Annotated in this window: 9 protein-coding genes; 1 reads left to right on the top strand and 8 read right to left on the bottom strand. The window is 63.9% G+C overall.

Annotated elements, in window-relative coordinates; translation table 11 throughout:
- Window positions 1–22 precede the first annotated feature (22 nt).
- The 6 genes from gspI to M2335_RS06170 form a co-directional block, all read right to left on the bottom strand.
- Window positions 23–394 carry a type II secretion system minor pseudopilin GspI gene (gene gspI, locus M2335_RS06195; RefSeq protein WP_264594121.1) on the bottom strand — a complete coding sequence of 124 codons (372 nt, stop codon included), beginning with the start codon at window positions 392–394 and terminating at the stop codon, window positions 23–25.
- Window positions 395–473: 79 nt separating this feature from the next.
- Window positions 474–983, bottom strand: a complete 510-nt coding sequence (gene gspG, locus M2335_RS06190; protein WP_264570909.1) for a type II secretion system major pseudopilin GspG — start codon at window positions 981–983, stop codon at window positions 474–476.
- Window positions 984–986: 3 nt separating this feature from the next.
- Window positions 987–2,234, bottom strand: a complete 1,248-nt coding sequence (gene gspF / locus M2335_RS06185; protein ID WP_264594120.1) for a type II secretion system inner membrane protein GspF — start codon at window positions 2,232–2,234, stop codon at window positions 987–989.
- A gap of 23 nt (window positions 2,235–2,257) precedes the next feature.
- A complete protein-coding gene (gene gspE / locus M2335_RS06180; RefSeq protein WP_264595369.1) occupies window positions 2,258–3,802 on the bottom strand; it encodes a type II secretion system ATPase GspE in 1,545 nt (514 codons plus the stop codon).
- 59 nt (window positions 3,803–3,861) lie between these two features.
- Window positions 3,862–6,039 carry a type II secretion system secretin GspD gene (gene gspD / locus M2335_RS06175; RefSeq protein WP_264594119.1) on the bottom strand — a complete coding sequence of 726 codons (2,178 nt, stop codon included), beginning with the start codon at window positions 6,037–6,039 and terminating at the stop codon, window positions 3,862–3,864.
- The gene (locus M2335_RS06170; RefSeq protein ID WP_264587593.1) at window positions 6,036–6,902 is read right to left on the bottom strand and encodes a type II secretion system protein N; all 867 of its coding nucleotides are present in this window, start codon (window positions 6,900–6,902) and stop codon (window positions 6,036–6,038) included. The genes gspD and M2335_RS06170 overlap by 4 nt, the downstream gene beginning before the upstream one ends.
- 201 nt (window positions 6,903–7,103) lie before the next feature.
- On the opposite strand from M2335_RS06170, the gene M2335_RS06165 reads away from it, so the two are divergent.
- The gene (locus M2335_RS06165; protein WP_264594118.1) at window positions 7,104–7,730 is read left to right on the top strand and encodes a prolyl hydroxylase family protein; all 627 of its coding nucleotides are present in this window, start codon (window positions 7,104–7,106) and stop codon (window positions 7,728–7,730) included.
- A 103-nt stretch (window positions 7,731–7,833) separates the two neighbouring features.
- On the opposite strand, the gene M2335_RS06160 is transcribed toward M2335_RS06165, so the two are convergent.
- Window positions 7,834–10,524: a TonB-dependent receptor domain-containing protein gene (locus tag M2335_RS06160; RefSeq protein ID WP_264594117.1), complete on the bottom strand. Its 2,691-nt coding sequence runs from the start codon at window positions 10,522–10,524 to the stop codon at window positions 7,834–7,836.
- Between the two features lie 88 nt (window positions 10,525–10,612).
- Window positions 10,613–12,331: a hypothetical protein gene (locus tag M2335_RS06155; RefSeq protein WP_264594116.1), complete on the bottom strand. Its 1,719-nt coding sequence runs from the start codon at window positions 12,329–12,331 to the stop codon at window positions 10,613–10,615.
- Between the last annotated feature and the right edge of the window lie 60 nt (window positions 12,332–12,391).

Genomic DNA, 12,391 nt, shown 5'->3' with positions numbered 1-12,391 from the left:
GGAGATGCTGGTGCCCGCCGCATCATTGCGCCGGTCGCCCGAAGGTGAGCACGGCGGGCGACTGGCCCGGCCCGGCATCCACGCGCACCGTCACAATGAGCAAGCGCCCGTCTTCGCCCTTGGCGACCCGCTGGATCCACGGCCATTTGCGGCCGCCATTCTCGGCCACGCCGTTGCTGGCGCCCAGCGCTGGCGGCTGCGGATCGGTCATTCGTTCGATCATGAGGTTGCGCGCGACGATCTGCGCCATGGTCCGGCTGTTGAGATCGACCGAGGTCCGCGCCGAGACGCCCTGCAGACGCACCAGCGCCAGAGCGGCGAGGCTGAAGATAGCGAGGGCGACCAGCATTTCCAGCAAGGTGAAGCCGGCGGATGCGCACGCGCGGCGCGACATGGGCAAGCCCTGCCGATGACCGGGCGTGCCCCGCCTCATGCCTCAATATCCCTGACGGACCGGCGCCGGTGCGCTGCCCTTAAAGATCGCTCGAATAGATGTCGGCATTCTCGCCCTCGCCTCCTGTCTGGCCATCAGCGCCCAGCGAATAGACGTCGAAGGCGCCATGGCGGCCGGGCGCGGCATATTGATAAGGCTTGCCCCACGGGTCGTTCGGCAGCTTCTTGACATATCCGCCGACGCGATAGCGCTCCGGCTGGGCAAGGCCCGGCGGCGGCGCGGTCAGCGCGTTCAGGCCATCGCTGGTGCTGGGATAAGTGAGATTATCCAGCCGATATTGCTCCAGGGCGGATTCAATGACGGAAATATCCGCTTTCGCCTTGGCGACGTTGCTGGTGCCGAGCGCACCGAATACGTTGATCGCCACGATGGTGCCGAGCAGGCCGATGATGACGATCACCACCAGCAGCTCAATGAGCGTGAAGCCCTGCTCGCTCGGCCGCTGCGGCCCCCGCAGGGCAGGCCCGAAGGATCGCGACCGCCGTGCCTTGCGGCGAAGGGAGGAGGCAAGAAAACGCGCGAACTTCATGAGTCAGACTCCGGCACCGGTGAGATTCTGCAATTGCATGATGGGCAGCAGAATCGAGAGGATGATGATCGCCACGATACCACCCATCAGGATGATGATCAGCGGCTCCAGCATGGAGAGCGCCGCAGCGGTGAAGCTGTCGAACTCGCGCTCCAGATATTCGGCGGCGCGCTCCAGCATCAGGTCGAGCTGGCCGGCGCTTTCGCCGCTGGCCGCGAGATAGACGAGCAGCGGCGGGAACACATCGGCGCGACGCATCGCAGCGGAAAGACTGCCGCCGCCGCGCACCGACTCCACGATCTCGCTCGTCGCAGCCCGCAACACGCGGTTGTGGATGGTCGGCACGGTGAGCGAGAGGCCTTCCATCACCGGCAGGCGGCTCTGCACCATCGTTGCCAGCGTGCGGGCCATGCGCGCGGCGTGCAGATCGCGCAGCAGCCGGCCGACGAACGGCACGCCAAGCAGCATCGCGTCGGCACGCAGGCGCACATCCTCATTCTTGAGCGCCCGCCAGCCGATCAGACCGAGCGCGACCAACAGGATGAGGATCGCCCACCACCAGCTCGCCAGCATGTTCGAGATGCCCATCACGACGCGGGTGAGCAGCGGCAGTTGCTGGCCCAGCGTATCGAACTGCTCGACCACCAGCGGCACCACGAAGATCATCAGCGAGATGATGACGATCACCGCGAACGCCGCGAGAACGGTGGGATAAGCCAGCGCCGTCAACAGCTTGGAACGCATCACGGCTTGCCGTTCCAGCAAGACCGCCAGCCGCTCGGTGAGCATGGGCAGGCTGCCGGACCGCTCGCCCGCCGCGATCATCGCGCGATAGAGGCCGGGGAAGCTGCGCGGGTCCATCCCCATCGCCTCTCCCAGCGTGCGCCCCTCGACCACGCCCTGATGGACTCGCGAGACGATCTCCCGGACATGCGGCTTCTCGCTCTGCCGGGTGATCGTACGCAGCGCTTCTTCCAGCGGCGAGACCTGCGCCAGCGTGGAGAGTTGGCGCGTGAACAAGGTGAGATCCTTATTGGAGAGCCGATTGCGCTCGAAGCTGAGCAGGCTGCGCGCCGGCCGGGCCTTGCCTTCGGCCTTGGTACCCGAGGAACCCCGCCCCTCGCCGATGCGCACCACGAACAGCTTCTTCGCCGCCAGCGCGCTGCGTGCATCGGTGGCGGTTTCCGCGCGGATCAGCCCGCGCTTTTCCCGCCCGGCGCCGTCGATGACGACATAGTCGAACTCAGGCATGGCCGTTCTCAGGCATCACGACTTCAGGCATCGACCGCTTCGTGCCGCGAGATGCGGATCGCCTCTTCCGCGCTCGTCTCGCCGCTCAGCACCAGCGCCCGCGCGGCGGAAATCAGATTGGGGGCATTGAGATAGGCGTGGCGGGCAATGCGCGATTCATCGCCGCCCTCGTTGATCATCCGGCGGATCGTCTCATCCACGCGAATGGCCTCGAACACGCCGATCCGGCCCTTATAGCCGCTATTGCCGCACTGGTCGCAGCCGCGTGGGCGATAGATCAGCGTGCCCTCATCGATGCCGAGCAGCGCGCTGACGGACTTGTCCGCTGGCACCTGCTCGCGACAATGCGGGCACAGCCGCCGCACCAGCCGCTGGGCAATGACCGCGCGCAGCGTTGAGGCGAGCAGGAATGGCTCCACCTTCATGTCGCGCATCCGGGTGATGGCGCCGACGGCATCATTGGTGTGGACGGTCGAGAGCACGAGGTGACCGGTGAGCGAGGCCTGCACGGCGATTTCCGCCGTCTCCCGGTCGCGAATTTCGCCGACCATCACCACATCGGGGTCCTGGCGCAGAATGGCGCGCAGACCGGCGGCGAAGGTGAGACCGACCTTGGCATTGACCTGAGTCTGGCCGACACCCTCGATGGCATATTCCACCGGGTCTTCCACCGTCAGGATATTGCGGCTGCCATCGTTCAACTGACGCAGGCCGGCATAGAGCGTGGTCGTCTTGCCGCTGCCGGTCGGGCCGGTGACGAGAATGATGCCGTTCGGCTCCTCCAGCGCGCGACGGAAGACGCCATCGGCCGTGCCGGTCAGCCCGAGCACATCGAGCGAAATGCCGGCGTTCTCCTTGTCGAGGATACGCATGACCACCCGCTCGCCCGCCCGGCTGGGCAGCGTCGAAACGCGCACGTCCAGCAGCTTGCCGCCCAGCGTGAGGCCGATGCGGCCATCCTGCGGCACGCGGCGCTCGGCAATGTCCAGCCGCGCCATCACCTTGATGCGGCTGACGACGACCGGCGCGACATGCGGCGGCATCCGCAGCGTCTCGGTCAGCACGCCATCCATGCGCATCCGCACGACGAGGCCGGTCTCGTAAGGCTCGATATGGATATCGCTGACGCCCTGCCGGGCCGCTTCGGCGAGAATGCCGTTGATGAGGCGGATCGCCGGGGCATCGTCGCCGCTGTCGAGCAGATCCTCGGCGGTCGGCAGGTCGCCGGCGATGAAATCGAGATCGTCCCCGCCCATGGCGAGCGAGCCGGCCATCGCCGCCGCCGAGCCTTCCATCGCGTAATGGTTGGAGAGATGCTTGTCGAAATCCTGCTGGCTGACGATCGAGACATCGAAGCTGCGGGCAAGATGCCGGCGCACCTCCACCAGCACGCGCGGATCGGCGCCCTCCCGTATCGCGACGGCAAGGCGGGGCTGCGCGGCATCCGCCTCGGCCTTGTCCGCCACCAGCACCACGCCATGCTTGCGTGCGAAGGCATAGGGAATATCGACCGGCAATGTCTCGTGAACCAGCGGCGCGGGTTCGTCAGATGCCTGCACCGGCGGCATCAGTTCAGCCGGCACCGGCAGGGGCGCGCCTTCGGCCTGAGCGGGGCGCTCGGGCTCGCTCATGGCACGTCCGTCGTCTTGACCGCGCCCGGCCGCACGACCTGCTGGGAGCGCACCTCCTGCCCGGTCGCGATCCGCCCGTCGACCACCTGATCGCCAGGCTTCGGCTCGGCGACCGGCGGCGTCGTCCCCAGATATTCGCGCACCAGCTGATCGATGGACGGCTCGACATCCGGGTTGGCGAGCATCTGCTGGCCGCGAATATAGCCATAGCGCTGGGCGGTCATCTTGCGCGCATCGGCGCGGCTGCCGAGAATCGTCGGGCGGATGAAGACCATCAGGTTGGTCTTGGCCTTCGCCCGGCTGCGCGACTTAAACAGCTCACCGATCAGGGGAATGTCCCCCAACAGCGGGATCTTCTCGATCGTCCGGCGCTCATTCTCGTCGAGCAGGCCGCCAATGGCGAGGATGTCGCCATTATCGACCAGCACCGTCGTTTCGAACTCACGCTTGTTGATGATGAGATCGCTGCTGTTATTGGAGACCGGCCCGGCGACGCTGCTGACCTCCTGCTTGATGAACAGCTTGATCGTCCCTTCCGAGCTGATCTGCGGCGTCACGTCGAGCATGATGCCGACATTCTGCCGCTGCACGGTGCGGAACTTGTTATCGAAATTGGGGCTGAGCGCCTCGCCCGTCGCAACCGGCACTTCCTGCCCGACGAGCATCTTGGCCTGCTGGTTGTCGAGCGTGGTGATGTGCGGCGTCGAGAGGATGTTGCTCTCGGTATCCGACTGGACGGCGTTGATGATCGCGCCGAACACGCCGTTGCTGCCCAGTTCCGTCGCGATGCCGCCAAAGCCGCCGCGCGCCGCTGCCAGCGAATCGACGGCCGCGCTCTGCAGCTGATTGGCAAGGCCGCTATTCTCGGTCGTCGTGGTCGTGGTGCGCGTGCCGTCGGGCGCCACCACCACCGTCTCCGTCTGGCTCAGATTTCGGGCGGCAAGCGCGCCGGCCAGCGTCAGGATGTTCGGGCTGGCATTGGAATAGTTCGTCGCGGCAAAGCCGGTCGACGTGCTGCCGACAAGGAACTGCACGCCGAGCTGCCGCGCGGCATTGTCGCCGATTTCGACGATGATCGCCTCGACCAGCACCTGATCGCGACGGGTATCTAGCTGGCGGATCACTTCTCCGAGCATCCGCTGCGTGTCGCCATTGGCGGCGACGATCACGGCATTGGCGCCCTCATAGCGCGTCACGACGGCGGGGCCGCGCCCGATGCCGCCCCCGCTCGAACTGCTCGCCGGTGTGGCGGCGGGGGCCACCGGTGCGCTGCCTGCGCCGGCGGGCGCGCCGGGCGCATTCGTGGCAGCCGGCGTCTCCGACACCACCCCGGCCTGACCCAGCAGTTGCTGCAGCACCGGCAGCATCTTGTCCGCATCGGCATGCTGGAGCCAATAGACGCGAATTTCCGTGCCCGACGCGGCGCGCGAATCGATATCCCGCACCATCGCGGCGAGGCGCTGCACGGTCGTCGCGTCACCGCGCAAGCCGATGCTGTTGGAACTGTCGATCGCGACGATGCTGGCGCGGGAGGGCGCGCCCTCCTCTCCGGCAAGCAGACCTTGCAGCGAGGTGGCGATCTCTCGCGCGCCGGCATTTTTCAGCGTGATGAGCTGCGTGGTCGATCCATCCGTATCCACCTGCGCGAGCACCTGGCGGATGCGCCGGATATTATCGGCATAATCCGCGACCACAATGGAACGACCGGAGCGGTTGGCGGTGATCGACCCATCGCGGCTCACTAGCGGGCGGAGCGTTTCCAGCGCCGATTGCGCGTCGATGGAGCGCAGGCGGATGACTTCCGTCACGAACTGGTTGCTGTTGGCAGCCCGGCCCACCTGCCCCGGCTGGCCCGCCGCGCCCTCGACCGGCTGGATGCGGAAGGCGCCGCCCGCCGCTGGCACGGCGACCAGCCCGTTGGCGCGCAGCGTCGAGAGGAAGATCTCGAAATATTCCGAGCGCGACAGCGGCCGATCCGTCACGACCGAAACCTTGCCCTGCACCCGATTGTCGATGATGAAGGTGCGCCCGGTCACCCGCGCCGCATCCTGAATGAAGGCGCGCACATCGGCATCCCGCACATTCAGCGTCAACTGGCCGACCGCCGGCACGGCGAGCAGCAGCGCGATCATGGCGCTGCCGGCGAAACGGCGGAATTTGGGAAGCAGGGTCATTGGCGTTCCGGGAGATTGAGTGAGATGGGCACGGTGGAGGCACCGCGCTCGACCATGAGGGACAGGCGCGCGCCGGGCCGGAGCGCCGCCTGCAACTGGGCGATGTCGCCCATGGACGTCACGGGCCGCCCGTTGATCTGCACGATGATGTCGCCGGGCCGGAAGCCGACCTGTGACAGTGCGCCGCTATCGCTGCCGGCGTTGAGGACGATGCCGGTAACTTTCCCGTCCTGATTGCGCGGCGCCATGTTGACCGCCTTCATCACCGAATCGGGCGTCAACGCCGCGGCAGGCGCCTGTGGGCCGGCGCCGGTCGTCATCTCCGGCGGCATGGCAGGGCCGCCCTCGGCCGGCGGCGCGGGCACCACGGGCGCGTCGCCACCGGACTGATCGATGTAAAGCGTCTCGCCGACACCGCCGCGCTCGATGACGACATGATCGAACTGCACGGCCTTGAGGATGATGCCCGGGGCGATCTGATCGCCCACCGCATAGCTGGCCTGCTCGCCCGCTTCATTGGCGATGATCGCCGAACCCTGGCCCGACGCCTCGTTGAGACGGATGCCGAACAGGCGGAACGGCAGGGACGTGACTTGCTGCACGCCACCGCCCGCGCTCGCGCCGTTACGGAAGAACGGATCGAAGCCGGCGAACAGGGCGCTCCGCGCATCGGCGGAGACGAGCACGGGCTCGCGCGCGCGCCAGTCGCCGAACAGGCCAACCGGCGTGCCGAGCGCCCAGAGCAGCCGGGCGATCTGAATGATGAGGACGACGAGCAGCACCGCCTCGATCCATTGACCGAGGCTGGAAGAACCGGCGGGCCGGCCCTGTCGCGCGCGCCGAATGAGATCGGTCCACCGCATCCTAGATTTGATGCCCTCCAGCAAAGCAAGCGCTGCCTATGCGTGGTGTATGACTGATCCGTTTCACCATGGTTACCAAAAAATGACAACCGGCGCTAAGATGCGCCGAATGGCCGGTCGGACGCCGTCTACCCCGCAAAAATAATCGCCGTGGAGCGGTTGATCCGGCTCCGCTCCCGTTGCTAGACGCACCGCTAAGCCATGTCGATGCTCGACGCACCTCTTCTTGCCGGTCAGCCGGGCATTCAGCGCCTCCCCCGGCGCGACCTCACGCTGTTCGTGAAGAAGGGTTTTCTCGATTCGGACGAATGCGCCGGGCTGATCGATCGCATAGAAGCCAACCGCCGGCCCTCCACCATCGCCGATGATCTCGGCTATGAAGCCTTCCGCACCAGCGAGACCTGCGATCTGGAGGATAGCGACCCCTTCGTCGCCGCGATCAACGCCAAGCTCGCGGCCTATAGCGGCATCGATCCCGCGCAGGGCGAGCAGCTGCAGGGGCAGCGCTACGCCGTGGGTCAGGAATTCAAGGCGCATACCGATTATTTCGAGCCGGGCGGCTTGGATTTTGAGCGCTATTGCGGTCGCTCGGGCAACCGCACCTGGACGTTGATGGTCTACCTCAACCAGCCCGCCGCCGGCGGCGCCACGCGCTTCACCCAGGTCGACAAGATGATCCAGCCGGAAACCGGCAAGCTGGTCGCCTGGAACAATCGCCTGCCGGACGGGACGATGAACCCGGCCACCATCCATCACGGCATGAAGGTGCGCTCGGGCGTGAAGTACATCATCACGAAATGGTATCGCGAGCGCATCTGGGCGGGGTAAGCCAAGAAGTCGCGATGGCCAGAATGTTCGACACAATGAAAGCGCCCGACCTACCCTTGGCCGGGCGCTTTTCTGACTCTTGAGTGCGGCTTCTCGCAGTCGATCAGAACTTCAATGATGCTGAGAGACTGAAGGTCGTGCCAATATTGTAGAAATTATAGTAGACGCGCCGGTCGCCCAATTCCTGATATTCGCGATACTTGTTGTACAGGATGTTGCGGACCTCTGCCTTGAGGTCAACCTCGCGGCTTCCGATCAACACGCCCTCTCTCCAGACGAAGTCCAAATTAAAGCCAGGATGCTCAAACACATCCGGCTGATCGCCAGACACGCCCCGGCTGGTCACCCGCTGGCTGGCGTAGGAGAGGATGAATGTCTGTTGCGACAACCGGTCCGTATTCTCCATGCCGAGCTGGAAATTGACGATGTGATCGGACTGTCCGGTCAGCGAGGAACCGTCCTTGAAATAGGCAGTTGCAGCAGTCACGACGCCGTTGGCCCCAATGGTGGTATCGCCGCTCGCAACCTTCAGCTTGGACTTGGTGTAAGTGTAGTTCGCAATCGTCACCAGACGGCGGGCCGCGAACATATCGCCAGCAAACCAGTCGGACATGTTGAAATATTTCTGCACGTCAACTTCAACACCGTACAGACTTGCCTTCGGCGCATTGGCGAAGAAAGTCGACGCGCTGTTTCCGGATGAGTCGAGCGATAGATACGCCTCGATCGGCCGATCGATCGTCTTGTAGAACCCGGCGACGGACAGCCGCTGGTCGCGATCGAAATACCATTCGTACCGGCCCTCGAAATTGGTCAGTTTACTGTCCGTGAGGAATGGATTGCCCGTATAGGTCCGGTTGGTTTCGGGGTCGAAATAAGGCTGAAGCACCAGCTCGCGGAACTGGGGCCGTGCGATGGTCTTGGAGGCATTGAAGCGCAGCTGCATGGCCGGCTGGAACTCCCAGGTCACCGTTCCGGCGGGCAGCCAGTAGTCATTCTTCAGGGCAGTGCGGAACACCGAAGCGTCCGAGAGGAAGACCTGAATACGCTGGGTGCGCTGGAACGCCCTTTCATAGCGGACGCCAGCATCGACGGTAAGGCCCGGTATCAACTGCCAGTTGATCTTGCCGTAACCGGCGTGATTCTTGAGGCGAGCGCTCCAAGCCGGGTTCGGCTCGACCTCGTTCGCTTCGATGCCATAGGGATTGATCGCACCACCCGGTCCGACGGCATTGATGACGCCCGGCGAAAACAGGATATCGGGCCGCAATAGCAGAACACCCGTCGGCGTTGAATTGTCAGCGTTCAACTGGAATTCGCGGCGGACGGTAGTACGGCGCGTCACCTGATAATAATAGCCAGCGCCCAGACTGATGTCCGGGGTAAGCTTGTAGGTGACGTCACCCCCTGCTGCCCACAAATCCTCATTGAGATCCGAGAAGGCAATACGTGGGCGATTACCCACATTGCCGGTCAGGCTGATCTGATAGAGGTTGCCGTAGGGATCCTCACTGTTACCCGTCCGAAAATACTCGAAACTCGTCTCGGCCGGCGCTTCGCGCTGAGAATTGGCGTAACTGGCACGCAGATCAACGCTGAGCCCATCGAACGGCTTGAACTCTCCGACCAACTGCGTGTCGATGAGCTGACGCTCGTACCAGGCGGTGTCCTGCACCTGGAATGTGGCCCCCTGGGACCGGGTGCCGATTCCGATGCGCGTGCTTTTCAGCGTATCGCGAATGTAGAGTGCGGTCGTCCGGATCTTGTTGTCGCCAAATTCCAGGCCAACGCCCAAAAGGCCGTTTGCGACGCTGCGATCCGTCGTCGTCACCCGCTCAAAATTCGAGTTCAGGAACCCAAGATCGTCCTGGCTCGAGAACTGCTGGATGGCGTCGCGGGTCTGCCACTTGTTGCTGAACCCGGCAGTGGCGATCAAGCCGAGCGCTGCGTCGCTGCCCAGCTCGAAGGACGTGCCGGCGGACAGGCTGCCCGAGAAGTTGGGCGGAATTGTGCCGTCGCGCTGTGCGATCGACAGGCTTGGCGTCACCAGCGACCCAGCGAGGGTTCTGTTCTGTTCATTGGTGATCTGACTAGTCGTGAGACCGGTCGCATAATAAGCCGCAAGGCCCGCCGGCGTGTTGCGCGTGCCATTGTCGAAGCCCGTCCAGTCGGTCTTCGACCCATAATAGGTGTAACCATTGATGCCGGTCGTTTCCGAATGAAAGCTGCCGCCGATCGTCGCGGTGAGGAAACTCTCCTGCGGCACCACGCTGGTGGTAAGATTGACCACACCGCCGCCAAACTCGCCGGGGAAGTTCACCGAATAGCTCTTCTGGACGAGCGAGGACGAGACGATGTTGGTGGGGAATAGATCGAGGGGAATTGAGCGCTTGAGAGGCTCGGGGCTGGGTAGCGGCAGGCCGTTGAGCAAAGCGAGCGAATAGCGGTCGCCAAGCCCGCGCACATACACAAAGCCATTGCCCACAACGCTCAGGCCCGTGACACGGCCCAACGCGCCGGCGATGTTGCCTTCGCCGGTCCGGGCGATGTCCGCTGTCGAAAGAACCAAGACAACGGCCGGCGCAGCCTGCTGAACATTCGCATTGCGACGGCCCGTGACAACAATATCCCCGCCTGGGATGGAAATGTCCGGAGCAGCCTGCTCCTGGCCGTCAGCAGCAGGAGCCGTATTGTCGCTTTCCTGAACCGCCTTGGCTTCCTGAGCGATCGCTGCAGGGGCAACGAACGCCGTGGATAGAAGCAGCAAGACCCCGAACTTGAGCGGCGTCGCCATGAAATATCCCCTAAATATAGTCGGTGTCACGGCGGGGTGCGACGATCAGCGCCGCACCCCGCTCAACGGTGAGGCTTCGGGCAACCGATCAGGTGGTCGGAAGCGAGCTGCAGTTCCGGTTCGTATTGCTCGTATCGTCGAACTGCGCGTAGCTGGAGTTGCAGGTCCAGCCCTTGTACCACGTGTCGTTCGCGTCCTTGACGGCGCCGACATAAGTCGTGCTGTCAAAGAAGTCGCGGAAGTCCGTGCTCAGGCCGGCGATCGTCTTAGGATCGGTTCCCGCGACTGCGTTTTCTGTGGTACCGTTGATGAACAGGCTAGTCAGCGACGATGTATAAGCGTCGTTATTGCCGTTGGACCCAGCACCAAAAGCCAGCGCCACGTCCGCAGCCGTATAGCGGGCGGCGTTCGAGTCAGAGCTCTTGTTGCCCAGGAATTTGGCGCTGTTGCACTGAAGCAGGACCGAATAGGCCTTGAGAGTGGCGCGATCCGCCGTCGAGCCTGACCCGTTCAGACGGATACATTCGTTATTCGGCGTCACCATGACGCCGTTGACCAGCGTCGTATCCGAGTTGCCGCGGAACAGCGACGAAGCCAGATCGTTGGCTTCGTTGTTGGTGCTGGATTGCGACTGAAGGGCTGTGAAGTTCGCAACGTACAGCTTCGAGCGCGGTGCGTCGGTCTCTTTGCCATCACTGTCGATCTCGAACAGTGCATCACCCTGGCCCGGACGCTGGATCAGCATGACATGCTGGAAAGCGCCTTGCGCACCCGTGTCCAGATCGAGGCTGTCGTCGTCGGCGCCGGTTGCGATATAGTGCTTGAACTTCACGACACCGCCGAAGAACTCAGCGCCATCGTCCGAACTGTTGTGCGATTGGATGTAATCTAGCTTGGTCCCGCTACCGATGCCTTCGGTCGTGAGCGCCTGCAGTTCGGTGTTTCCGCTGAGGATAAAGCCAGAGAAGCGAATCTGGACATATTTCATGGACCCCGCATTGTAGGTCGGGTCATTGCCGCCAAACCGCGCGGGGTTCACCGAACCCTCGGTGTTGCGCTCGCAATCGACGCCCACGGTGCCGAAGTTGCAGTCGGTGACCGGCGCGCGACCCATCAAGATCACGCCACCCCAGTGACCGATCGATGTGTCAGTTTCCTGACCGAGCACGTTGTCGCGGCTGGTGAAAATGATCGGTGACGTCTGCGTGCCCTCAGCGACCAACTTGTTACCCCGGTTGACCGCAAGGAAAGCCGCGCCCTGGCCCATGACGATCACGCCCGGCTGAATGGTCAGAGTAACGTTGGTATCTGCGATCAGTTGGCCCGACCCGTTAGCGACTGAGCTCTGCAGGCCCAGACCCGCAATCTCACTTGCGCGACAGCCGACCGTGGTACTTTCGCGGGGCGAGCCAGAACTTGGCGCGGAGAAACCGCCGTCGCAGCCGACATCCACGCGGCCGTTGTTGATGGCCGGGTTAAGATAATAAACGAGACCGGGAATCTTCTCCAACGTCAGGTTGCGGCTGATGACGCCGGGCAGCGAGCAGACGCGCCACGTTCCGGTCGGTCCGGAGATCGTACCCGAGTCAGTCAGCTGAGTGGGATTGTTGATCGTCGGACAGCCGAGCGCCGCGGTGACCGAGTTGGTCGGCGTCGGTGTAGGAGTCGGCGTGGGGGTGGGCGTTGGATTGTTGATCACGATACCGCCCGTACCCGGGGATGCGATCTCGCTCGCACCGCAACCGGCGAGCAGCGGCAGGGCCACGCCTGCCAGCATGAAGTTGATAGTCCGATTGATCAGTTTCATCGTCGTCTCCGCTGCCGGATGTTCCGGATTTCGATTGCAGGACGGCCAACGGGAGTAGCG

The organism is Sphingobium sp. B12D2B, assembly GCF_025961775.1.
Taxonomy (GTDB): domain Bacteria; phylum Pseudomonadota; class Alphaproteobacteria; order Sphingomonadales; family Sphingomonadaceae; genus Sphingobium.
The sequence above is the reverse complement of the archived record's forward strand: the minus strand, read 5'-3'. Positions and strand labels throughout refer to the sequence as shown.